Consider the following 22,612-nt stretch of genomic DNA (forward strand, 5'->3'; position numbering starts at 1 on the left):
AAAGCGTGAGGATGGCTCTTTGAGCGCCGGCGAGGGCATGTAATCAGATGCGGCACAAGGTGTGCCCGTGCTGCCAAAGCGGCAGCACGCTGAACGGCTGGGGGCAATTCCCGTGCTTGATGTTTTATTTGTGGTGGGCTTCGTAGGGCTTTTCGCTGCGTTTGTCCTGATGGCCGGGGCGGTGGAAAAGCTGTGATCGTTTTCAACGTCCTTGCACTCTGCCTCGGGGTGGCCGCCGTCGGCTATCTCCTGGCGGCACTTGTTCGACCGGAGCGGTTCTGATGGGCGGCTGGGTAACGGCCGCACAGGTCCTCAGCCTGGTGGTCCTGCTCGCGGCGGTCCACCGGCCGCTCGGTGACTACATGGCCCGGCTGTACTCCTCCGACAAACACCTCCGTGCGGAGCGCGGCTTCTACCGACTGGTCGGAGTGGACGGTTCCTCCGGCCAGGCTTGGCAGAGCTACCTGCGCTCAGTCCTGGTTTTCTCCGGGGCCAGCATGCTCCTGCTTTACCTGCTGCAGCGACTCCAGCACCTGCTGCCGGGCTCGCTCGGCCTTCCGGCGGTGCCCGAGGCCCTGTCCTTCAACACGGCAGCCTCCTTCGTGGCCAACACCAACTGGCAGTCCTACTCGCCCGAAGTCACCATGGGTTACGCGGTGCAGATGGCCGGCCTGGCGGTGCAGAACTTCCTGTCCGCAGCTGTGGGTCTGGCCGTGGCGGTGGCACTGATCCGCGGCCTGGCCGGCCGCAACTCAACCACCATCGGCAATTTCTGGGTGGACCTGACCCGCAGCGTGCTGCGGTTGCTGCTGCCCGGTGCTTTCCTGGCCGCCGTTGTGCTGATCCTCGGCGGCGTGATCCAGAACTTCAACGGCTTCACCTCCGTCACCAACCTCCTCGGCGGAACCTCCACGGTCCCCGGCGGACCGGTGGCCTCCCAGGAAGCCATTAAGCTCCTGGGCACCAACGGCGGCGGCTTCTTCAATGCCAACTCCGCGCACCCGTTTGAAAACCCCAGCGGGTGGACCAACCTGGTGGAAATCTTCCTGATGCTCGTTATCCCGTTTAGCCTGCCCCGAACGTTCGGCACCATGGTGGGGGACCGCCGGCAGGGGTACGCGATCCTGGCAGCCATGGCCTCAATCTTCACGGTGTCGCTCGCGGCCATGACCGCATTCGAATTCGGTGCCGCGGACGGTGCGGCCGGTTCCATGGAAGGAAAGGAACAGCGGTTCGGAATAGCCGCATCGACCCTCTTTGGCTCAACCAGCACGCTGACGTCCACCGGTGCGGTGAACGCCATGCATGACAGCTTCAGTCCGCTGGGCGGCATGATGGCGATGCTGAACATGATGCTCGGGGAAGTGGCGCCGGGCGGCGTCGGGTCCGGGCTCTACGGCATGCTGATCCTGGCGATCATCACCGCTTTTGTGGCCGGGCTCCTGGTGGGACGCACTCCTGAGTACCTGGGCAAGAAAATCGGCCCGCGGGAAATCAAGCTTGCCAGCCTCTACATCCTCACCATGCCCACCCTGGTCCTGGTGGGGACGGCGCTGAGCTTCGCGGTTCCCGGCATCCGGGCCGACATCGAGGGCACTTCCATCCTGAACACCGGGCTCCACGGCTTCAGCGAGGTTCTCTACGCCTTCACTTCAGCAGCCAATAACAACGGCTCCGCGTTCGCCGGACTCACGGCCAACACCCCGTGGCTGAACACGGCACTCGGCGTGGCCATGCTTGTGGGCCGTTTCCTGCCGATGGTCTTCGTGGTCGCCCTGGCCGGAGCCTTCGCCGAACAGGGCAAGGTCCCCGCCTCGGCCGGCACCCTGCCCACCCACAGGCCCCAGTCCGTGACGCTGCTGTGCGGCGTCACCGTGATCGTGACTGCCCTGACCTTCTTTCCCGTACTCGCGCTGGGTCCCCTGGCGGAAGGACTGCAATAACCATGTCCACACTTACCAAACCCCTGGAATCCGTTGCGGACTCCGAACCGGCTCCTGCCGGCCGTGGCATAACCGCAGGCTCCCTGGCCGCCGCCCTGCCCGGAGCCTTCCGGAAACTGGACCCGCGGCTGATGGTCCGCACCCCGGTGATGTTTATCGTCGAAGTGGGTGCCGTACTGATCACCGCGATCGCCGTTGCCGAGCCCTTCCTCGGCGGCCCGCAGGACTCCGGCGGCACACCCGTCCCCGGCGCTTTCTCCTGGCTGATTGCCGGCTGGCTCTGGGCCACCGTCATCTTTGCCAACCTCGCTGAAGCCGTGGCCGAGGGCCGCGGGAAGGCGCAGGCAGCCAGCCTGCGCAACAGCCGGGCCACCACCACCGCCTACCGGCTGGAGGGTTACGACTCCGGCCGCGATCCCGCCGGCCTCGGGGCAACCATCTCGGAGGTTCCCTCGGCCGATCTCGGGCTGGACGACGTGGTGGTGGTCGAGGCCGGGCAGATCATCCCCGGCGACGGCGACATCATCGACGGCATCGCGTCCGTCGACGAGTCGGCAATCACCGGCGAATCCGCCCCGGTCGTCCGCGAATCCGGCGGCGACCGCTCGGCGGTTACCGGCGGTACCCGGGTCCTGTCCGACCGGATTATCGTCCGGATCACCAGCAAACCCGGGGAAACCTTCGTGGACCGGATGATCCGGCTCGTCGAAGGCGCCGCGCGGCAGAAGACGCCCAACGAGATTGCCCTGAACATCCTCCTGGCCACGCTGTCGCTCATTTTCATCGTGGTGGTGCTGACGCTTAACCCGCTGGCAAGCTATTCATCCGCCACGGTCAGCATCCCCGTCCTGGTGGCCCTGCTGGTCTGCCTGATCCCCACCACTATCGGCGCGCTGCTATCGGCCATCGGCATTGCCGGCATGGACCGCCTGGTCCAGCGCAATGTCCTGGCCATGTCCGGCCGTGCGGTGGAGGCCGCCGGCGACGTCACCACGCTGCTGCTCGATAAGACGGGCACCATCACGTACGGCAACCGCCAGGCCGCCGGGTTCATCCCGATCAACGGCACCGACAGCACCGACCTGATCGACGCCGCCGTGTTGTCCTCCTTTGGGGATCCCACCCCGGAGGGCAAGTCCGTTGTGGACCTGGCCGCCGCGAAGGGCTGCCGCCCGGAACCGCCGGCCGGCTCCACCAGTGTTCCCTTCACCGCCCAGACGCGGATGAGCGGCATGGACTTCCCCGACGGGGCGAAGATCCGCAAGGGCGCCTCCTCCGCCATCCTGGACTGGACGGCGGAGTCCGGCGGCATCGACGTCGACGTCCTCATCGCGGTCGAGGACCAGGTCAAGAAGATCTCGACCGGCGGCGGCACTCCGCTGCTGGTGGCGGTTCGGGACGCCGACGGCGGCACCCGGGTGCTCGGTGTGATCCACCTGAAGGACGTGGTCAAGGACGGCCTGAAGGAACGCTTCACGCAGCTGCGGGCCATGGGCATCCGGACCGTGATGATCACCGGCGACAACCCGTACACCGCGAAGGCCATTGCCGCCGAGGCAGGCGTGGACGACTTCCTGGCCGAAGCCACCCCCGAGGACAAGATGGCCCTGATCCGCCGCGAACAGGCGGGCGGGCATCTGGTGGCCATGACGGGCGACGGCACCAACGACGCCCCGGCACTGGCCCAGGCCGACGTCGGCGTGGCCATGAACACGGGCACGTCCGCGGCCAAGGAAGCCGGCAACATGGTGGACCTGGACTCGGACCCCACCAAACTGATTGACATCGTCGGGATCGGCAAGCAGCTGCTGATTACCCGCGGCGCCCTGACCACCTTCTCGATCGCCAACGACATTGCCAAGTACTTCGCCATCATCCCGGCGATGTTCGTGGGGATTTTCCCCGGCCTTGCCGCGCTGAACCTGATGCAGCTCCACTCTCCGGCCTCGGCCATCCTCTCCGCGGTGATCTTCAACGCGGTGATCATCGTGGCACTGATTCCGCTGGCGCTGCGCGGCGTGAAGTACCGGGCTGCCGGATCCTCCTCGATCCTCAGCCGCAACCTGCTGATCTACGGAGTGGGCGGCGTGATTGCGCCGTTCATCGGCATCAAGCTCATTGACCTGCTGATCAGCCTCATCCCGGGGTTCTGACATGGCAACCATCATCCGCACCATCCGCAGCATCCCCCTTACTAGGAGCAGGAAATGAATCCCGTCCGCAGCAGCATGCGCCAGCTTGGCGTCTCCCTCCGCGCCCTGGCGGTGCTCACGCTCCTGCTCGGCGTCGTGTATCCGCTGGCAGTGGCCGGGATCGGCCAGGCCGCGCTGCACGGCCGGGCCAATGGCTCGATGGTCAGCAGCGGCGGCAACGAGGTGGGCTCCGAATTGATCGGCCAGCCGTTCACGGACGCCGACGGCGCGGCCCTGCCCGAATGGTTCCAGTCCCGGCCCTCCGCAGCGGGGGACGGGTATGACGGCGGTGCCTCCAGCGGTTCCAACCTCGGCCCGCTGAGCGAGGATCTGGCGGCTGCCGTGGCCGAGCGGCGGGCAGCCGTGGCCGAGCTGGAAGGGGTGGATCCGGAAGACGTCCCCGCCGATGCCGTCACCACATCGGGGTCCGGGCTGGATCCGCACATCAGCCCCGAGTACGCCCGGATGCAGGTGGACCGGGTGGCCGCCGAACGCGGCCTGGACCCGGAGCAGGTCTCCGCCCTGGTGGACGACGCCACGCAGGCCCCGTTCGCCGGAGTCCTGGGCAGCAGTACCGTCAACGTGTTGCTTTTGAACATTTCGCTGGCGGAGCTGGACACTTAGTCCATGACGCGAGGACAACTGAGGGTATTCCTGGGGGCGGCGCCCGGCGTGGGCAAGACCTACGCCATGCTTGAAGAGGGGCGCCGCCTCCGGGATGAGGGATCCGACGTCGTCGTCGCGCTGGTGGAAACCCATGGCCGCGCCGCGACAGCTGCCCTGGCCGAGGGGCTGGAGACGGTCCCGCGCGCCGCCCTCAGCCACCGCGGGCTGGAACTCACGGAGCTGGACCTGGACGCCGTCCTGGCGCGGGCGCCGGAATACGCGCTGGTGGATGAACTGGCCCATACCAACGTGCCCGGACTGAAGAACGAAAAGCGGTGGCAGGACGTGCAGGCCCTGCTCGACGCCGGGATCAACGTCCTGTCCACCGTGAACATCCAGCACATCGACTCCCTCAACGATGTGATCGAGCAGATCACCGGGACCCTGCAGGCCGAAACCGTACCGGACGCCGTCCTGCGCGGAGCCGAACAGGTGGAGCTGGTGGACCTCACTCCCCAGTCGCTGCGCGGCCGCCTGGCCGACGGCGTCATCTACCCGGAAGAACGGGTGGACGCAGCCCTGTCCAACTATTTCCGCCTCGGAAACCTGACGGCCCTGCGCGAACTGGCCCTGCTGTGGCTGGCGGACGAGGTGGACTCGGCTCTGAACCGCTACCGTGAAGAGCACGGCATTAGCCGCAAATGGGAGGCCCGGGAGCGGGTGGTGGTGGCGCTCACCGGCGGCGCCGAAGGGCGCACCCTGCTGCGCCGCGGGGCACGGATTGCTGCCCGGTCCGCCGGGGGAAAGCTGCTGGCCGTCCACGTCTCCGGGGCCGACGGACTGCGCGGGCCGGAACCGGCAGAACTGGCCGCGCAGCGGCTCCTGGTGGAGAAGCTCGGCGGCACGTTCCACCAGGTGGTGGGCAACGATGTTCCGCGGGCATTGGTTGACTTTGCCCGGGGCGTCAACGCCACGCAGCTGGTGGTGGGGGTCAGCCGCCGCCCCCGGATCGCAGCACTGCTGTCCGGACCGGGCATCGGCGCCACGGTCATCCGGGAATCCGGGGACATCGACGTGCATATGGTCTCCCACTCGGCGGCTGCCCGGACTCTGGTGCTGCCGCACTTCGGGGGCGCCCTCTCGATGCGTCGGCGCCTGCTGGGCTTCGCCTTCGCCCTTGTGGGCGGTCCGCTGCTGACGGCAGGCCTGGTTTCGCTCCGGAGCGCCGAAACCATCACCGGCGACGTGCTGAGCTACCAGCTGCTGGTCATCCTCGTGGCCCTGATCGGCGGCATCTGGCCGGCCCTGTTCGCGGCGCTGCTCTCGGGCCTGACCCTGGACTTCTTCTTCATCCAACCGCTGTACACCGTTACCGTGGCCACGCCGTCGCACATGCTGGCACTGGGGCTCTACGTAGTGAACGCACTGCTCGTCAGCTACGTGGTGGATGCCGCCGCCCGCCGCGCGCGCACCGCCCGGCGCTCGGCGTCGGAATCCGAGCTGCTCGCATCGGTGGCCGGCAGCGTGCTGCGCGGTGAAGATGCACTGGCCGCCCTGGTCAGCCGCACCCGTGAAGCCTTCAACGTGAGCGCCGCACGGATGCGGTCCGAGGGCGAAGACCTGTACTCCGAAGGCGAGTGGCCGGCCTCCGCCTCACCCGACGATCCGGCGTTCACCCGCCTGCCGGTGGGGGAGCGGTGCTCCCTTGATCTGTGGGGGCGCGAACTGGCTGCGTCCGACCGGCGGCTGCTGGCGGTCATCACCGCCCAATTGGAGGCGGCGCTGGAACACCGTGAACTGACCGAAACCGCCAGGGGGCTCGGCTCACTGGCCGAGGCGGACAAGGTCCGCACCGCGCTGCTGGCCGCCGTCGGGCATGACCTGCGCCGGCCCCTGACCGCAGCGACCGCCGCCGTTACCGGGCTGCGGGCAACGGACGTCACCTGGTCCGAGCAGGACCGCAGCGAACTTCTCGCCACCGCCGAGGAATCACTGGCCTCACTTTCCGGACTCGTCACCAGCCTGCTGGACGTGAGCAGGCTGCAGGCCGGCGTCGTCGGCGTGAGCCTGGAGCCCCTGAATGTAGCGGATGCGGTGCTGCCGGCGCTCGAGGAACTCGAACTGGGACCGGCGGACGTGGAACTGGAAATCCCCGCCGCCCCGCGCGTGGTGGTGGCCGATCCCGTGCTCCTGCAGCGGGTTCTGGTCAACCTGCTGGCCAACGCGGTGCGCTTCAGCCCGGAGGGAACGAAATCTGTCCTGTCCGTCAGCGAGTTTGCTGGCCGGGTGGAAATCCGCGTCATAGACTCGGGACCCGGTGTCCCGGAGCAGCGGCGGGGAGAAATCTTCGTCCCCTTCCAGCGGCTGGGGGACACGGATAACTCAACCGGGCTGGGCCTGGGCCTGGCATTGGCCAAGGGATTCACCGAAGGAATGGGCGGAACGCTGGAAACCGAAGACACACCCGGCGGCGGACTGACCATGGTCCTCTCGCTGCCTGCCGCTGAACGCGGTATCCATGCGGCAGGGATCTCCACGCCGGCGGTGGCCGGATGAAGATCCTGGTCGCCGACGACGACGTGCAGATCCTCCGCGCGCTGCGCATCACCCTGAGCGCGTACGGATATGAGGTAGTGACAGCGGAAAGCGGCAGTGCCGCCATCCGGAAGGCAGTGGACACCCATCCGGACCTGCTGGTGCTGGACCTGGGCATGCCGGGGCTGAGCGGCATGGACGTCATTGAAGCGGTCCGAGGCTGGAGTGCCGTGCCCATCCTGGTGGTCTCGGGCCGGATCGACCCGGCGGACAAGGTGCGGGCGCTGGACCTGGGGGCGGATGACTACGTCACTAAACCCTTTTCCACCGAGGAGCTGCTGGCCCGGATCCGGGCACTGTCCCGCCGGTCGCCCGCCGCGGCCGGCCCCAGCGAGATCACGTTCGGGGCCGTACGGGTGGACCTGGCCGCGCGGCGCATCGCGCGGGTCGACGACGGCTCGGACATCCGCCTGACGCCGACCGAGTGGCGGTTCCTGTCCGAACTGCTCGCCCATCCAGGCATGCTGGTCACCCAGCAGGCCCTGCTCACGAACGTCTGGGGCCCCGGCACCACGGACTCGGGCTATCTGCGGCTGTACATCGGACAGCTGAGGCGGAAACTGGAGCGTGACCCGGCTGCCCCGGAACACCTGCTCACTGAACACGGCATGGGCTACCGGTTTGTGCCCTGATGCGTCCGGCCGGTCCTCACCGCTTAACGCAATAAGCGTCCGTCCCTTGCGGGACGGACGCTTATTTTGGCGCGGTGTGGCTGGAAGCCTTATGCGCGGTAGAACACGGGGCCGGAGCCGACGTTGACGGACTGGACTACGGTCTGGTTGCCGTTCCAGCCGCTGTGGATGGCTTCGCCGTTGCCGATGTAGATGGCAATGTGGGCCAGGCCCATGCCGCCGTCGGCGTAGTAGACCATGTCACCGGGCTCCGGGGTGGAGACCTGGGTGCCGTAGGCGGCCAGCTGTGCGGGAGCAAGGTCCCCCACGCTGTGGCCTGCGGCGCGCAGGGCAACCTCAACCAGCACGGTGCAGTCCTGGGCTGCGCCCAGCTGCGACTGTGCCGAAGCCAGCATGATGGCGTTGGTGCCGCTGGCTGCGGGGGTTGCTGCAGCCGGCGTGATGTTGGTGGACTGGGTGGTGACCACGCCGGTATTGGCGGGCTCAACCGGTGCTGCGACCGGTGCTGCAGCCGGAGCGGCGTAGGACGCAACGGGCTCGGCAGCAATGGCCGGAGCGGCTTCGCCGGCAACGGTGATGACATCGCCGGGGTAGATGATCGAAGCCAGGGACAGGCCGTTCAGCGCCAGGACGGAGTCCAGGCCAACGCCGTAAGCGGCGGAGATCTGGCCCAGGGTGTCACCGGAAACAACGGTGTGGGTGGTGGCAGCAGCTGCGGGGGCAGCTACCGGTGCGGCTGCAACGGGTGCGGCTGCTACCGGAGCGGCCGGTGCAACGGCCTGCGACGGGGTGTAGTTGTCATTGGCGACAACTCCGGCGGAGGCCGGTGCGGCCATGCTGAGCATCAGGCCGGAACCTGCGACGACTACTGCAGCGGCGCTGCCGATGGTCCGTCCGCGGCCAGCAACGACGATGTTCTCGGCGCGGTGGCGTCCACGAGTCTTGTTGAAAGTCATGTAATAACCTCTCCCGATACCTGCGAGGTGAGCTGTCGGATTCGGATGGGAGACACCCGGCCGCCGGTGAAACCGGAGACTTAACCCCAAGGATTCAAGGAACCCATAATTGGTTCCCCCGCCTCTGCCGTGGTTGTGCGTTCTGTGGACCCCGGGACCAGCGGCAGAGCTAGGTAACAAGCCCGGGGGAGCCGCATCAGAAAGCGGCATGGGAATAACCGTACAAGATAGTTACGGTTGGATAACCATTGTGTGATCTGCTTCTCTCAGGCGTGTGATCGAGGGCGCGATATGCTAACCGAAATCTGCCTCTTCGGCCACATCGGCCGGCTTCAGTCTCAATATTAACAGGGCTTTTCCTCCTGCCCCGAGTCGCTGGTCATCCAGGCCTCGAGACAGGTGTTACGCGTGTGACCCCTTCAGTAACAGGCGTACCACCGCCTCGGAATCGCTGTCCCTGCGCCCTGATCTGCGCTCGAGAAATTCCACCCTCCGGTACAGGAGTGACTGAAGTTTTCGCATCCGTCACGACTGCATCACCACGCAGGTAAAAGTGGTCGGGATCACTGTAATTTCCTCCAATCCAGCCCGTGGACGGCGGCGGCAGGCCGATTTCCCGACCGGTGACGACGGCGCGTAAGATTGTTAGGCGGCCTTCCAATATCGGTCGCTTGTTCCGAGGAAACAGGAGAATGCAGTGGCTGGCAGCGGTCAGAAATTATGGACCAGGGGATTTGTGCTGGCGATCATCACGAACCTCTTTATCTCACTGGTGTTTTATCTGTTGATGACCACCATGGCGCTCTATACGGTGCAGGAGTTCTCCGCATCCGACAGCGCTGCCGGATTTGCTTCCGGATCCTTCGTCCTCGGCGCGTTGGCGGCACGGGTGTTCGCCGGGAAGTTCCTGGACTTCGTGGGGCGGCGCCGGCTGCTGGTGACCAGCCTTGCGGTGTTCGTGGTGGCCTCGCTGCTGTATATCCCGGCGTCCAACCTGGCGCTGCTCCTGGTTGTCCGGATCCTGCACGGCATGGCCTTCGGAGCGGCCAGCACGAGTATTTCCGCCTCGGTCATGGGGCTCATTCCGGTCCACCGGCGGGGCGAGGGTACCGGCTACTTCGGTATCTCCACCACGATGGCTACCGCGGTAGGCCCGTTCCTGGCCGTGTTCCTGGCGGAGTCCGTCAGTTACCGCGCCCTGTTCCTGTTTGCTGCCGGCTGCGCCGCCGTCGCCCTCGCCTTGTCCCTGGTGCTGTCCCTGCCGGAACGCACACCGACCGCCGAGGAACAAGAGAACAAGTGGCGGATGCACCTCACGGACATCATCGATCCGTCGGCACTGGCCATCGCATCGGTGATGTTCATTGCCGGCGCGGCTTACGCCGGCATCCTCTCCTTCCTTAACTCCTATGCCCAGACGGAAGGCCTGGTGCTCGGCGCCAGCCTCTTCTTTGTGGTCTATGCGTGCGTGGTGCTGGTTTCGCGGTTGTTTGTGGGCCGCATCCAGGACCGGCACGGTGACAACGCCGTGGTGTACCCGACCCTGGTCTCCTTCGCCGTCGGCCTGGCGCTGCTGGCCTACGCCCCCAATGACACCGTGATGGCCCTGGCCGGCGTGTTTGTGGGGTTCGGCTTCGGTGCACTGATGCCGTGCGCCCAGGCGATTGCCGTGACAACGGCGCCGGCGGCCCGGATCGGCCTGGCGACGTCCACGTTCTTCATCCTGATGGACGCCGGTGTGGGCCTTGGTCCGCTGCTTCTGGGCATGCTCCTGCCGCTGATGGGATTCCACGGTATGTACTGGGTGCTGGCCGCCGTCCTGCTGGCCTCCACGGTGCTGTACCACTTTGTCCACGGGCGGAAGAACTACCGGCCCGGCGCACCGGTGGAACCGGTGCGGGGGAAGCCTACGGCCTGACACGGTAGCCTCTTTCCCACACTGTCCGATGAGGGAAAGCAGAACGATGGCACGCGAGGAAACCACCTTGGCCGTTCCCGGCCCGGAGGGGGAGCGGCAGGTCCGCATCTCCAGTCCCGGACGGGTCATCTGGCCTGATCCCGGAATCACGAAACTGGATCTGGCCCGTTATCTCGCGGAGGTGGGTGAGGCGTTCATCCGGGCCAACGGCGGCCGGCCCGTCTCACTGGAGCGCTTCCCGGAGGGCATCGGCGGAGAGGTGTTCTTCTCCAAGAATCCGCCGCGCGGCATGCCGGACTGGATGCGCGCCGTCACCGTGAAATACCCGAGCGCGCGTTCACACCCGCAGGTGGTCCTGGATGAACCTGCCGCCGCGGTGTGGGCGGCGCAGATGAACACGGTGGTGTTCCATCCCTGGCCGTCACGGGCGGACAACACGGACAACCCGGACCAGCTGCGCATTGACCTGGATCCGCAGCCGGGCACGGATTTTGACGACGCCGTGCGTCCGGCCCAGGAGCTGCGGTCCATCCTCGCCGAGGCCGGGTTGGACGCCTACATCAAGACTTCGGGCAACCGGGGCATCCACCTCTTCGCGCCCATCCGCCCGGAGCGTGAATTCCTGGACGTCCGGCATGCCGTGATTGCCGCGGCCCGGGAGGTGGAGCGCCGGATGCCGGACAAGGTGACCACGGCCTGGTGGAAGGAAGAGCGCGGCACGCGGGTGTTCGTGGACTTCAACCAGGCCAACCGCGACCGGACCATGGCCGGCGCATACAGCCCCCGGGCGCTTCCGAACGCACCCGTCTCCTGCCCGATCACCTGGGACGAGCTGGAACGGGTGCATCCTGCGGACTTCACTATGCAGACAGTTCCGGAGCGGCTGCGCACCGTCGGGGATCCCTGGGCGGAGATGTCCGCCCGGCCGGGGTCCATCGACGTCCTGCTGGGCTGGTGGGAACGGGACCTGGCCAACGGCCTGGGCGAACTGCCTTTCCCGCCGGACTATCCGAAGATGCCGGGGGAGCCGCCCCGGGTCCAGCCCAGCCGCGCCCGTCGGAAGGACTAGGCTGCGGGGTCGTGTTCAATAAGCCTGCCGTCCCGCATGGCCGCCACCTCATCGGTCAGGGGCACGAACTCGGTATCGTGGGTCACCATCACCGTACCCAGGTCGAATTCGCGTGTCACGGCAACCAATAGGCGGACAATCGCCTCGGACCGGTCGTGGTCCAGCGCGGCGGTGGGTTCATCCACCAGCAGCAGGGACGGACTGCCCATCAGGGCACGGGCAATGTTGACCCGCTGACGCTGTCCGCCGGAGAGCTGGTGGGGATGGCGCGCCGCGGTGGATTGGGACAGCCCCACGAGTTCCAGGAGCTCCCGCGCCCGGGACTCGGATTCCTTCCCGGCCCTGCCGCGCAGCCGGTCAGTGATGACGAGCTGCTCCACGGCCGTGAGGGACGGAAGCAGGTTCGCCTGCTGGAAGACAATGCCAAGTGCGGTACGCCGCAGTGCAGTCCGGCCGGCGTCGTCCAGTTCGCCGGCATCCCGGCCGCTCACCGTCACGGTGCCCGACGCCGGGCGTATCAGAGTGGCGGCAACGGCGAGGAGGGAGGACTTGCCGGACCCGGACGGACCCACCAGCGAGAGGATCTTTCCCCGGGGAACAGCCAGGCTGACCCGGTCCAGTGCCTTCAGCGTGCTGACGCCGTCGGGGTATTCGAGGGTTACGTCCTGCAGGTGCAGTGCGGCAGTGGCTGCGCGGGTGGGTGGAACAAATGCCGAAGCTGAGGTTTCTGCCATGTTGTGCTGGTCCTTTCTTGGGAATACAGACTGGAGGTCCCTAGTTGCCGCCGAGAGCAGTCAGCGGATCTACCTTGGCAACCCGGCGTACGGCGCCGGCCGCCCCGGCAAGCCCGAGCACCACGATGCCGAGGATCGGCAGCAGTGCGGTGGAAACCGACAGGATGAACGGAGCAACCGCAGCGGCGGCCAGGCCGATCAGTACGGCGAGCACCCCGCCGGTGACGGCACCTGCGGCAACGATGGTCCCGGCCTGGGCCAGTGCGTCACGCATCAGGTAAGCGGAGCTGCCGCCCAAGGCCTTCAGCACGGCGATGTCGCGGGTGCGCTGGATGGTCCAGACCGCCAGGAAGGCCACAATGACCAGTGCGGAGATGCCGTACAGGAACGCCTGCATCATCAGCAGCGAACCGTTTTCCGAGGTGTAGGCGCCCAGTCCGTTGAAAGAGCCGCGGATACCCGTGGAGACAGTGCCTGCGGCGTCGTCTGCCTGCTCGGCGGCGGAGCCCGAGGCGGCGATCACGGTGGCCACCGGCGCCGCGTCGGAGCCCTCATCGTTGGTATGGGCCGCAGCTTGCCACGTAGCCAGGGACGTCCAGACGAGCGGCGTATGGCTGTAGTAGGACTGGTCGACAATGTCTTCAACAGTCAGGACCCGGCCGCCCAGGCGCACTTCGTCCCCCGGATCCAGGGACAGGGAATCCGCTGTTTCCGATCCAATGAGGATCTGTCCGTCGCCGACCTGGCGGGGCGCGAGAGTGCTGCCCGGTTCGACGCCGAAGACAGCCACGTTTGCGCTGGCCCCGCCGGTAATGCGCGTTTGGGTGATGCCTACGGGTTCAGCGGTCTCGATGCCGGGCGTCTTCCGCCACTCAGCCAACTGCTCAGCTGTGACGGTTGATTCCGTATAGGAGACCTTGGCTTCACCGCCGTCGGGTGCACCGAAGGCAACGATGTTCACCCCGGCGGAGCCAAGGTCCTTGATCGCCGCAGTGTTTTGGTTGCCCAGGCCCGCGGTAAGCCCGGAGAGCAGCACCAGAAGGAGGGTAATCAGGGCGACGACGCTGCCCATCAGGGCAAACCGCCCCTTGGCGAAGCGAATGTCGCGGAGTGCCAGATACACGTTTTGCTTCCTTTCGGATCGGCCGCCGCAGCGGCAGTGGAGGGTACCTTTCAACCCTCCGCCGGTCCCGGGGCGAACCCATCGCATGGACGGATGATCCGGGCGGAGAAACCGGTTGGTCCTGCGCTCAACCGTTTGGTTGATGCCGACGCCGACTGCCGGACCTAGGCTGGAATCATGAGCGCGCCGAATCAAAGCAGTGGGGGTCCCGACGGCGGCGCCGGCACCGTGTCTGCCGCTGCAGCGACCGTCGCAGGGGACGCCGTGCTCCGCCTGCTGCGGGTAGCCCTGCACGTTGCCTTCGCCGGGCTGCTTGTTCTGGCTTTGGTCCAGCTGACCCTGGACGGGCCCGGAACACCCCGCCTCGTGGCTGCCTATGCCTGCGCCTGTGTGCTCGCCGTCGTCTATCTCGCCGGAACCGTGGCAGAGAAACGCTACGCAGCAACGGGGACCGGGCCGGACCCCGGCCGTGCCGGGCCCTATTGGCTGGCGGCCGTAACGTTCCTATGGCTTCTTCTGCTGCTGATAAGCGCCGATTTTTCCTGGCTGGCCTTCCCCCTGTTCTTCCTGGACCTGCATCTGCTGCGGACCGTGCCCGCGTTGGCGGCAGTAACCGCGATGACGGCTGCGGTGGTCGCCGCCCAAGGCGTGCACTCCGGAGGGTTTACTCTCGCAGTCCTGTTGGGCCCGGTGGTGGGGGCCCTTTTTGCGGTGGTGATGGGCTTCGCCTACGCGGCGCTGCACGGAGAAAGCGTGAACCAGCGGCGTGCGCTGGCCGAGCTTCGGCGCACCCGCGGGCAGCTGGCAGCGTCCCAGCATCGTGCGGGCGTCCTGGCGGAACGGGAACGCCTGGCCCGCGAGATCCATGACACCTTGGCCCAGGGGTTTTCCAGCATTGTCCTGATGTCGCGGGCGGCCGGCGCGGCACTGGAAAGCGGACAGGCGGATCTGGCCCGGGAACGCATTGCCACCGTCCAGGCCACTGCGTCGGAGAACCTGGCCGAGGCCAGGAAGTTTGTGCGCGGCCTGACCGAACCGGCAACGGGGAGCGGGACCCTCATCGCGGGGCTGGAGCGCCTTTGCGCCGATAACTCCCGGCAGGCGGCTTCCGGCGGTCAGCCGCTGGAGTGCACCCTCCGGGTGGACGGAGAGCCAGTGGACCTCGATGCCCGGTATGAAACCACCCTGCTGAGGGCGGCGCAGGCTTCCCTCGCCAACGTGCGGGCGCATTCCTGCGCACATACCGCGGTACTGACCCTCAGCTACGCCCCCGACGCAGTGACGCTGGATGTCTTCGATGACGGTGCGGGCTTCAGCACCGCAACGCTCCCGGACGTCCCCCGCCGGGACGGCAGCGGATTCGGGCTGCTCTCCCTGCGCGAGCGGGCAGCGGATCTGGGCGGGGTGCTGAGCATCGAATCCGCGCCCGGCGAAGGCGCGGTGGTGGCGGTACGGCTTCCGCTGCCGGCTGCCGAGCAACCGGCGCAACCGGCTCCGGCGAAGACACGGACATGAGAGTGATGCGGATCCTGCTGGTTGACGATCACCCGGTGGTTCGGGCCGGTCTGCGCGCCATGCTGGAGGACTTTGAAGGCATTCGGGTTGCCGCCGAATCCGCGGACGGGGAATCAGCCGTGGCCGAAGTCCGTAAACAGGAGGTGCTGGGCACCCCAGTCGATCTTGTACTGATGGATCTGCAGATGGGCGCGGGCATGGACGGAGTGGAGGCCACGCGGAGAATCCGGGCGGCCGACGGCCCGCCGGTGTTGATTCTGACCACCTATGACACTGACGCCGATATCCTGGCGGCCATCGAAGCCGGGGCGGCCGGTTACATGCTCAAGGATGCGGATCCCGGGGAGATCCGTACCGCGGTCACTGCTGCTGCGGACGGGCGGACGGCATTGTCGCCGCTGGTTGCAGCCCGGCTGATGGGCCATCTGCGGAGTCCGGCACCGGCCCTCAGCAGCCGTGAACTCGAACTGCTGGAGCTGCTGGCAACGGGCCTCGGGAACCGGGCCATCGCCCGGAAGCTGTTTATCTCTGAAGCGACTGTGAAAACGCACTTGGTGCACATCTACGAAAAGCTCGGTGTGGACAACCGGACCGCCGCCATCGCCGAAGCCCGGCGCCAGCGGATCCTGCGCTCTTGACTGGCGCGGAACGGCGGAGCCGGGCTTCAGCGGTGCGGCGGTCAAGCGGTGCTAGCGCTTCTGCACCGTGATGGACCACTCCGCGGGGCCGCGCTTGGAGAAATCCGTGACCGGGTAGCCGCTTTCGGCAGCCCAGCGCGGAATTGCGTCCGTGGCCTGGGTGCAGTCGAAGTGGATGACGAGTTCATCGCCGCTGGTCAGTGTTGTCATAGCCTGCTTGGCCTCCACGAGGGGGAAGGGGCAGACGGATCCGTTGGTTTCCAGGGTGACCTGTGCCATGGTGTATTTCCTTTTCGAGCTTTTGGGTGGGGGAATCAGACGCCGACGGGGACGCGTGCGGAGGCAGGCGCCGGTCGGTGGTTCATGATGGTGAGCTTCGCAGCGACGCCCGTGCCGAGGATCATGAAGATCAGCGCGGTCCAGCCCTGGAAGGTGAACTGGGCCGTCTGCACCATGGCGTTTCCGATGGTGCAGCCGCCGGCCAGGGCGGCGCCGATGCCCATCAGGGCACCGCCGCCGAGGCTCTTCACAGCGGTCGCGGCGTCGGGGACCCGGACCCGGAATTCGCCGCTGCCCTTGGCTGCGATGAAGGAGCCGAGCAGGATGCCGATGACCAGGTACACACCCCAGTCCACGAGCTCGGCATCGCCGGTGACAAGGTAGGTGACCAGCTTGGAGGAGGGGGTGGTGATGCCCAGGCCGTCTTCCCGGCCGGTGGCCCAGCTCAGCGGCCAGGCGGCCGTGGCAATGAGCCCGATGACGACGGCGGTGGCGAAGGCATTCCACGGCTTTTCGAACAGGAGATGCGCCAGTCCGGTCTTCGACGCCGGCAGGGCGGCCACGGCGAACTTGGGCTTGGCCAGGTGGTGCCGGACCGCCAGTGCCACGGCGGTGACGAGCACCGCCACGAACAGCCACGGGGAGATGCCCAGGACGGAGTAGAAATTGCTCTGCTCCACGGTCACGGAACGCATCGCGGTGTTGAAACCGGCCAGGGGTCCCGTCTTCATGATCGCGGCGAACAGTGCGTAGGAGATCAGCGCCAGCCAGCTGCCGACCAGGCCCTCGCCGGCGCGGTAGTAGGTTCCGGTGGCGCAGCCGCCGGCCAGCACAATGGCAAAGCCGAAGATGAAGCCGCCCACGATGGTTGCCAGCCAGGGGAACGCCTCGGCCTGCAGGGTGATGACGCCCGCGGCGTCCAAGGCGAAGACGCCGACGCTTTGCACGGCCACAACCACCAGGAACGCGGTGAGCCAGCGGGTATTGCGTGTAACCCAGACATCGCGGAAGGCTCCGGTGACGCAGAAGCGGCCCCGCTGCATAACGAATCCGAGTGCCAACCCGACCAGCAGGCCTGAAATAAGCATTGAACTGCTCCTAGGAAAAGAGGATTGCGCAGCCGACTGCCGCAGCCCTGCCACGCTAATTGCGCAGCTTTCGCCCCGCCAAGGATTGTGGCCCCGTATGTCCGCGGGTTAAGCCGCGTGACGGGCGGTTGGACGAAGGCCGGTCCGGGAAGGGCGGTTCCCGTTTTGGTGCCCGGCACCGCCCCCGCTGCCCGCGGCATGGCCGCGGCAGGGGTGCGGTGGCAGAATCGGAGGGCAACGGACAACCGGCAGCCAGGACGCGATGTCAACTATCACAGTGGTAATCCCTTCCCATAACGACGCCGTCATGCTGGCCGCCTGCCTGGACGCGGTGTCACGGCAGACCCGGCCGCCGGACGAGGTGCTGGTCGTGGACAACGCCAGCACCGATGCAACGGCGGACGTCTGCCGGGCAGCGGGAGTGCGCCGGATCTACGAACCCCGCGTGGGGGTCACCTCCGCGACGTTCCGCGGCTTTGACGAGGCGCGGGGCGAATGGCTGGCCCGGCTGGATGCGGACTCGGTACCGCCGCCGCAATGGCTGGAACGGCTGGAAGCAGACCTGCTTGAAGCGGGGGAAGACACTGCGGTGACCGGACCGGGTCAGTTCTACGGTGCTAACCGGCTGATCCGGTGGATCGCGGAACACCTTTACATCGGCGGGTACCGCTGGTCCATGACACTGTTGATGGGCCACCCGCCGATCTTCGGCTCCAACTTCGGCCTCCACTGCAGCATGTGGAACCGGCTAAGGACCCGGGTGCACCGGGACAATCCTCGGGTGCATGATGACCTTGACCTTTGCTATCAGTTGCGTCCCGGGATGCAGGTCCGGTGGGATCCGGACCTGCGCGTGGCCGTCTCCGCACGGCCCTTCAACACGTGGCGCGGCCTCGGCCGGCGGGTGGCCATGGCCTATGACACCTTCAAAGTGGAGTTCCGCGAGGAGCCGCCGCTGCGGCGCCGCAGGGAGCGGGCCGCTCTCAGGACGCGGAACCGAACAGACGCAGCAGGTCGCGGGTGAACTCGTACGGCGATTGCTCGCTGGGACTGTGTCCGCTGCTGTAGGACGCAAAGGACGCCCCGATGCTGTCGGCAAAACTGCGGTGCAGCTGCAGCGGCCACACATCATGCTCGCCCACGGCTACTAATTTGGGAACCGGGGTGGCGCGCAGGGCCGGCCTCAGGTCCGGGGCGTGGCGCATCAGTCCCACCATGTCCCGGATCGAGTCCTTCCGGGTGAGCGTGAACCGGTGCATGACAAGCGCCATCCGGCCCGGGGAAGCGCGGATGAAATTGCGCTTCACACCCCAGACGATCAGGTCCGCGCTGATCCTGTCCCCGACCAGGGGGGCCGCCCAGCCGATCCAGCTCACGCCGCGGAAACTCTGCCCGCCCTGGGGCGGGCAGCCGAGCAGGGTAATACTGCGGAACAGGTCCGGCCGTTTCAGCAGGGTCAGCTGGGCAACAATGCCGGCAAATGAATAGCCCACCACATGGGCCGGGCCGCACGCTGTCAGCACTGCCGTGAGGTCGTCCGTAAACAGATCGAAGTCGAACCGCTGGCGCGGCGGGCGGAGATGCTCAGGGCCCGCGCCCGTCGATTCGTACTGCCCGGCAAGATCGAAGGAGAAGGCGAAATACCCTGCAGCCGCAAGCTCCGGCAGAACCAGGGAGAAGTCCTCCTTCGACCCCATGGCACCGGGCACGAGGACCACCGGCGGGTTGCCCGGCTCTCCCATGCTTACGGCAGCCAGGGACCCGCTGGGCGCCGCGAACCGTGAACGGACCGCTCCCTCCGGAAGAGCGAACCAGTCAACGTCGCCGAGTAGTGCGTCGCGTGCGGCAGCAGGATCGGCCGGGGCGGCCGGTTCGGTGCGCGGCCTTCCGCCCGGCCCCCGGCCGGCGAACCTTCCGCGTATCACCATGGCTAAAAGATAGCCGCCAAACGGGCCCCCGTCTGCTGGTCGAGGACCTGGGAAGCACGGAGCCGGACATTTCCCCGCCGCGCGGACAAACAGGCCGGCGTCCATCGGGCACCGCGGTAGAATTTCGTTGCCTGCCCCGAAATTCCCCCCGACTCAGGAGCCGACGTTGCCCGCAAAGCGTAACCCCAACAAGTTCGTCTATCGAGGCATCGTATTTACGGGCCTCACTGCCCGCAGCCTCTTCAGGGTCCCCGTGATCCCCTCCGGCCTGGAGAACCTTCCCGCCCACGAAGACATCCACGGCCTGAACCGCACCGTCGTCCCCGGCAAGGGGGCAGTGGTGGCCATTACCCACTTTGGCTACCTGGACTTCGCGTTCGCGGAGCTCCTGATGTGGCGGAAGCTGAAGGTCCACATGCGGTTCCTCGTCACCAAGAAAGCCACGAAAAAGAAGTTCGTCAAGGCTGTCTGCGACTGGTGCGAGCACATTGTGGTGGACCGTGCCGACGGCGCAGCAGCCTACAAGGAGTCCGTAGAAAAGCTGCGCGGCGGTGATTACCTTGCGGTCCTGCCCGAGGCAGGCGTCAGCCGCAGCTTCACCGTGCGGCAGCTGAAGACCGGCGCCGTTCGCATGGCCGCCGAGGCCGGAGTCCCGATCATTCCGGTGTCGGTCTGGGGCGGCCACCGCATGCTGACCCGCGGGCACGGCCTAAGCATCAAGGCCGTCTGGAAAACCCCGGTGCGCGTGCACGTGGGCGAAATGATGCGCGTCGAAGCGGATGCCGACGTTGTCGAAGAGACCCGCCGGCTGCAGGAGGAACTGCAGGAGGGAATCGATTACTGCATCGATACCTACCCCGTGACGCCCGAGCCCGGCGCGTGGTGGATGCCGCGGAGCCGCGGCGGCAGCGCCATGGCCGTTGAAGAACAGCAGGTCCTCGACGCCGCGGACCGCGAGAAGTACAAAATCACTGGTTAACACCGGACAGACAGCAACGGCAGCCGCAGGTGCGGCTGCCGTTGCTGTTGGTGGACCGGCTAGGCGAGGGAATCCAGGGCCTCGGCAATCGGCGTCGGGCCGTTGTTGAACTCGATGGTCTTTCCGGCGGTTTCCGGGCGTTCGAGGACTTCGGCGGCCACGTGGGCAACGTCTTCGCGCGAAACGGACTTGCCCTCGACTCCTGCTCCCGTTTCGATCCGGCCGGTGCCGGGATCCATGGTCAGCGCGCTGGGGCCAAGGATGGTCCAGTTCAGGCCGCTGGCCCGCAGGTGCTCATCCGCGTCGGCCTTGGCTTCGGCGTAGGCAAAGAACCCGTCGTCTTCGGGGACTCCATGGTCCTTGCCGGCACCGAAGTAGGACACCATCACGTAGCGGCCGGCACCGGCGGCTTCTGCGGCGTCCATGGAGCGGATTGCGGCGTCCCGGTCCACGGCGAAAGTGCGTTCGGGGGTGCCGCCCCCGGCCCCGGCGCTCCAGACGACGGCGTCCTGCCCGCGAAGCAGTTCGGTGATCTGTTCGGTGGAGAGGTTTTCCACGTCGGCGACGACGGCTTCCGCGCCGGTCTGTTCAACATCGGCTGCGTGGTCCGGGTTGCGGAAGAGGGAGGTGACGGTGTGACCCTTGTCGGTCAGCCGGCGGGCCAGGTGCAGGGCGACTTTTCCGTGACCTCCGATAATGGCGATGCGGGACATGCGTTACTCCTTTGGTTGGTGACGGTTCCTCCACCATAAGCATGCTGTTGAACTTGTGCAGGGTTTGCGCCCCTCCCGTCCGCCAAGGGCTTAGCAGTTCGTGCGAATAGGTTCGGCGGGGATAGCGGCGGCCTCCGCGGCGTGGATATGATCGCGCTGGGCTCGAAAAACCGCGGAAGGAACGCTGTGGCAACAACTACCGCTCAGCCGGACCTCACTGTTTCGACGTCGGACGGAATGGTGCGGGGAACACTAGTGAACGGCGTGCGGACGTGGCGGGGAATACCGTACGCGGCACCGCCGATCGGCGGGCTGCGGCTGCGCCTGCCGCGGCCCGTGGAGCCGTGGGAGGGCGTGCTGGACGCCGGCCGCTACGGTCCCGTAGCGCCGCAGGAACGCGGACTGCCGTCCATGGGCGCCGGCCGGAAGACTCCCATGGACGAAGACTGCCTCACCATCAACGTCACTGCACCGGTGGGCGAGGCACCGCCGCGCCCGGTCCTGGTGTATTTCCACGGCGGCGCGTTCACCATCGGGGCGGCTTCCGCGCCGGACTATGACGGCCGGAACCTCGTGGAACGCGGGGATGTGGTCTACGTCTGCATGAATTATCGGCTGGGAGCACTCGGCTTCATGGATTTCCGCCGGTATTCGACGCCGGAGCGGCCGTTCGACGTAAACGTCGGGCTGGCGGACCAGGTGGCCGCCCTGCGCTGGGTCCAGCGCAACATTGCCGCCTTCGGCGGGGATCCCGGGAACGTGACGGTTTTCGGCGAGTCTGCCGGCGCCATGTCGATTACTGCGCTGATGTGCGTTCCGTCTGCCGAGGGGCTCTTCCACCGGGCCTTCGTGCAGAGTTCGGCACCCTCTACTGCCTATGGCCCCGGCCTGCCGGAAAAGTGGGCAGCCAGCCTGATCGAGCTGCTGGGGGTCTCCGAAGAGGACGCGCCGAATGCGCTGGCCACGTTACCTGCCCAGCGCCTGGTGAAGGCAGTCGGCACGCTCACCCGCAAGGTCACGCCGGAGTCCGAGCCCGGTGCCCGGGCCGTAGCACCGGTGGTCGACGGGGAGTTCCTGCCGCTGCATCCCATCGATGCCTTCCGGACGGGCAAGGCGCACCGGATCCCGCTCGTCATCGGCAATATGTTCCGCGAAGGCGCGCTGTTCGACCGGGTGCAGGACATCCTCCCCACCACGGAGGAACGGATCGGCACGATGTTTGCCCGCACGGAACCGGAGCTCAAGGAACAGGTCCTCGCCGCCTACCCCGGCTACCCGTCCAAGCGCGCCGCCGTGGACGTAGGCGGGGATGTCGTCTTCTGGCTGCCCAGTATCCAGGTGGCGGAAGGGCACAGCGCGTACGCGCCCACGTGGTCCTACCGGTTTGACTATGCCCCGCGGATGGCGAACCTGCTGGGAATGGGTGCCACCCACGCTATGGACATCCCTGCGGTGTTCGGAAACTACGACGACGGACTGGGCCGGTTCCTGACGCTGCTCGGCGGCAAGCGCACTGCCGTTTCCGTTGGCAACCGGTTCCGCGGTGCGCTGCTGCGCTTTGCCCGCACCGGAGGTCCGGGCCTGTGGCCGGAGTACAGCGTCGAGACGCGCGCCACCAAGGTCTTCGACGGCACCGACAACGTGATCCATGATCCGCACCGGGACCGCCGGGAAGCCTGGAACGGGTACCGCGGCTACCGCTGA

The 22,612-nt window shown here is 66.9% G+C and carries 21 protein-coding genes and 1 riboswitch; of the genes, 14 read left to right on the forward strand and 7 right to left on the reverse strand.

What is annotated here, in order from left to right; translation table 11 throughout:
* Positions 1–67: 67 nt before the first annotated feature.
* The 7 genes from NNX34_RS08570 to NNX34_RS08600 are packed head-to-tail and all read left to right on the forward strand — an operon-like array spanning position 68 to position 7,968.
* Entirely contained in the window at positions 68–196 is a 129-nt protein-coding gene (locus NNX34_RS08570) for a hypothetical protein (RefSeq protein WP_255766094.1), read from the forward strand.
* Positions 193–282, forward strand: a complete 90-nt coding sequence (locus NNX34_RS08575) for a potassium-transporting ATPase subunit F (RefSeq protein WP_255766095.1) — start codon at positions 193–195, stop codon at positions 280–282. The genes NNX34_RS08570 and NNX34_RS08575 overlap by 4 nt, the downstream gene beginning before the upstream one ends.
* Positions 282–1,943: a potassium-transporting ATPase subunit KdpA gene (gene kdpA / locus NNX34_RS08580; RefSeq protein WP_255766097.1), complete on the forward strand. Its 1,662-nt coding sequence runs from the start codon at positions 282–284 to the stop codon at positions 1,941–1,943. The genes NNX34_RS08575 and kdpA overlap by 1 nt, the downstream gene beginning before the upstream one ends.
* Before the next feature lie 2 nt (positions 1,944–1,945).
* The gene (gene kdpB, locus NNX34_RS08585; protein WP_255766099.1) at positions 1,946–4,096 is read left to right on the forward strand and encodes a potassium-transporting ATPase subunit KdpB; all 2,151 of its coding nucleotides are present in this window, start codon (positions 1,946–1,948) and stop codon (positions 4,094–4,096) included.
* 54 nt (positions 4,097–4,150) lie between these two features.
* Entirely contained in the window at positions 4,151–4,759 is a 609-nt protein-coding gene (gene kdpC, locus NNX34_RS08590; RefSeq protein ID WP_255766101.1) for a potassium-transporting ATPase subunit KdpC, read from the forward strand.
* Positions 4,760–4,762: 3 nt separating this feature from the next.
* Entirely contained in the window at positions 4,763–7,297 is a 2,535-nt protein-coding gene (locus tag NNX34_RS08595; RefSeq protein ID WP_255766102.1) for an ATP-binding protein, read from the forward strand.
* Positions 7,294–7,968: a response regulator gene (locus NNX34_RS08600; RefSeq protein WP_255766103.1), complete on the forward strand. Its 675-nt coding sequence runs from the start codon at positions 7,294–7,296 to the stop codon at positions 7,966–7,968. The genes NNX34_RS08595 and NNX34_RS08600 overlap by 4 nt, the downstream gene beginning before the upstream one ends.
* 89 nt (positions 7,969–8,057) lie before the next feature.
* On the opposite strand, the gene NNX34_RS08605 is transcribed toward NNX34_RS08600, so the two are convergent.
* A complete protein-coding gene (locus NNX34_RS08605) occupies positions 8,058–8,924 on the reverse strand; it encodes a LysM peptidoglycan-binding domain-containing protein (protein WP_255766104.1) in 867 nt (288 codons plus the stop codon).
* A 3-nt stretch (positions 8,925–8,927) separates the two neighbouring features.
* Positions 8,928–9,072, reverse strand: a riboswitch (cyclic di-AMP (ydaO/yuaA leader).
* Positions 9,073–9,621: 549 nt separating this feature from the next.
* On the opposite strand from NNX34_RS08605, the gene NNX34_RS08610 reads away from it, so the two are divergent.
* The gene (locus NNX34_RS08610; protein WP_255766106.1) at positions 9,622–10,842 is read left to right on the forward strand and encodes an MFS transporter; all 1,221 of its coding nucleotides are present in this window, start codon (positions 9,622–9,624) and stop codon (positions 10,840–10,842) included.
* A 46-nt stretch (positions 10,843–10,888) separates the two neighbouring features.
* On the forward strand, positions 10,889–11,911 hold the full coding sequence (gene ligD, locus NNX34_RS08615) for a non-homologous end-joining DNA ligase (protein ID WP_255766107.1): 1,023 nt from the start codon (positions 10,889–10,891) through the stop codon (positions 11,909–11,911).
* Here the strand turns inward: ligD and NNX34_RS08620 are convergent.
* Positions 11,908–12,645, reverse strand: coding sequence for an ABC transporter ATP-binding protein (locus NNX34_RS08620; RefSeq protein ID WP_255766109.1), 738 nt, complete (start codon positions 12,643–12,645; stop codon positions 11,908–11,910). The genes ligD and NNX34_RS08620 overlap by 4 nt on opposite strands.
* Positions 12,646–12,685: 40 nt before the next feature.
* Positions 12,686–13,768 (reverse strand): ABC transporter permease, encoded by a 1,083-nt coding sequence (locus NNX34_RS08625; RefSeq protein WP_152272206.1) that lies wholly within the window; start codon positions 13,766–13,768, stop codon positions 12,686–12,688.
* Between the two features lie 177 nt (positions 13,769–13,945).
* On the opposite strand from NNX34_RS08625, the gene NNX34_RS08630 reads away from it, so the two are divergent.
* On the forward strand, positions 13,946–15,283 hold the full coding sequence (locus tag NNX34_RS08630) for a sensor histidine kinase (RefSeq protein ID WP_255766110.1): 1,338 nt from the start codon (positions 13,946–13,948) through the stop codon (positions 15,281–15,283).
* Positions 15,280–15,921 (forward strand): response regulator transcription factor, encoded by a 642-nt coding sequence (locus tag NNX34_RS08635; RefSeq protein ID WP_152272204.1) that lies wholly within the window; start codon positions 15,280–15,282, stop codon positions 15,919–15,921. Before NNX34_RS08630 ends, NNX34_RS08635 begins: the two co-directional genes overlap by 4 nt.
* 51 nt (positions 15,922–15,972) lie before the next feature.
* Here the strand turns inward: NNX34_RS08635 and NNX34_RS08640 are convergent, their stop codons facing one another.
* Together NNX34_RS08640 and NNX34_RS08645 are read right to left on the reverse strand one after the other, a co-directional pair.
* Positions 15,973–16,200: a sulfurtransferase TusA family protein gene (locus tag NNX34_RS08640; protein ID WP_255766112.1), complete on the reverse strand. Its 228-nt coding sequence runs from the start codon at positions 16,198–16,200 to the stop codon at positions 15,973–15,975.
* A 35-nt stretch (positions 16,201–16,235) separates the two neighbouring features.
* Positions 16,236–17,288 carry a YeeE/YedE family protein gene (locus NNX34_RS08645; protein WP_255766113.1) on the reverse strand — a complete coding sequence of 351 codons (1,053 nt, stop codon included), beginning with the start codon at positions 17,286–17,288 and terminating at the stop codon, positions 16,236–16,238.
* 277 nt (positions 17,289–17,565) lie between these two features.
* Here NNX34_RS08645 and NNX34_RS08650 point away from each other — a divergent pair, with 277 nt between their 5' ends.
* Complete coding sequence (locus NNX34_RS08650) at positions 17,566–18,312, forward strand: glycosyltransferase family A protein (RefSeq protein WP_255766114.1); 747 nt, start codon at positions 17,566–17,568, stop codon at positions 18,310–18,312.
* Here the strand turns inward: NNX34_RS08650 and NNX34_RS08655 are convergent.
* Entirely contained in the window at positions 18,272–19,216 is a 945-nt protein-coding gene (locus NNX34_RS08655; protein ID WP_255766115.1) for an alpha/beta fold hydrolase, read from the reverse strand. The genes NNX34_RS08650 and NNX34_RS08655 overlap by 41 nt on opposite strands.
* Before the next feature lie 166 nt (positions 19,217–19,382).
* Between NNX34_RS08655 and NNX34_RS08660 the strand changes: the two genes are divergently transcribed.
* Positions 19,383–20,195, forward strand: a complete 813-nt coding sequence (locus NNX34_RS08660; protein WP_255766116.1) for a 1-acyl-sn-glycerol-3-phosphate acyltransferase — start codon at positions 19,383–19,385, stop codon at positions 20,193–20,195.
* 59 nt (positions 20,196–20,254) lie between these two features.
* On the opposite strand, the gene NNX34_RS08665 is transcribed toward NNX34_RS08660, so the two are convergent.
* Positions 20,255–20,908, reverse strand: a complete 654-nt coding sequence (locus tag NNX34_RS08665) for an SDR family oxidoreductase (RefSeq protein WP_255766117.1) — start codon at positions 20,906–20,908, stop codon at positions 20,255–20,257.
* A gap of 186 nt (positions 20,909–21,094) precedes the next feature.
* Between NNX34_RS08665 and NNX34_RS08670 the strand changes: the two genes are divergently transcribed.
* A complete protein-coding gene (locus NNX34_RS08670) occupies positions 21,095–22,612 on the forward strand; it encodes a carboxylesterase/lipase family protein (protein ID WP_255766118.1) in 1,518 nt (505 codons plus the stop codon).

Source organism: Arthrobacter sp. zg-Y1116 (assembly GCF_024385485.1).
Classification (GTDB): Bacteria; Actinomycetota; Actinomycetes; order Actinomycetales; family Micrococcaceae; genus Arthrobacter_B.

Coding starts and splice junctions, on each gene's coding strand:
- kdpA (WP_255766097.1), top strand. CDS start 282: ATGGGCGGCTGGGTAACGGCCGCACAGGTCCTCAGCCTGGTGGTCCTG.
- kdpB (WP_255766099.1), top strand. CDS start 1,946: ATGTCCACACTTACCAAACCCCTGGAATCCGTTGCGGACTCCGAACCG.
- kdpC (WP_255766101.1), top strand. CDS start 4,151: ATGAATCCCGTCCGCAGCAGCATGCGCCAGCTTGGCGTCTCCCTCCGC.
- NNX34_RS08595 (WP_255766102.1), top strand. CDS start 4,763: ATGACGCGAGGACAACTGAGGGTATTCCTGGGGGCGGCGCCCGGCGTG.
- NNX34_RS08600 (WP_255766103.1), top strand. CDS start 7,294: ATGAAGATCCTGGTCGCCGACGACGACGTGCAGATCCTCCGCGCGCTG.
- NNX34_RS08605 (WP_255766104.1), bottom strand. CDS start 8,924: ATGACTTTCAACAAGACTCGTGGACGCCACCGCGCCGAGAACATCGTC.
- ligD (WP_255766107.1), top strand. CDS start 10,889: ATGGCACGCGAGGAAACCACCTTGGCCGTTCCCGGCCCGGAGGGGGAG.
- NNX34_RS08620 (WP_255766109.1), bottom strand. CDS start 12,645: ATGGCAGAAACCTCAGCTTCGGCATTTGTTCCACCCACCCGCGCAGCC.
- NNX34_RS08630 (WP_255766110.1), top strand. CDS start 13,946: ATGAGCGCGCCGAATCAAAGCAGTGGGGGTCCCGACGGCGGCGCCGGC.
- NNX34_RS08635 (WP_152272204.1), top strand. CDS start 15,280: ATGAGAGTGATGCGGATCCTGCTGGTTGACGATCACCCGGTGGTTCGG.
- NNX34_RS08640 (WP_255766112.1), bottom strand. CDS start 16,200: ATGGCACAGGTCACCCTGGAAACCAACGGATCCGTCTGCCCCTTCCCC.
- NNX34_RS08645 (WP_255766113.1), bottom strand. CDS start 17,288: ATGCTTATTTCAGGCCTGCTGGTCGGGTTGGCACTCGGATTCGTTATG.
- NNX34_RS08655 (WP_255766115.1), bottom strand. CDS start 19,216: ATGGTGATACGCGGAAGGTTCGCCGGCCGGGGGCCGGGCGGAAGGCCG.
- NNX34_RS08665 (WP_255766117.1), bottom strand. CDS start 20,908: ATGTCCCGCATCGCCATTATCGGAGGTCACGGAAAAGTCGCCCTGCAC.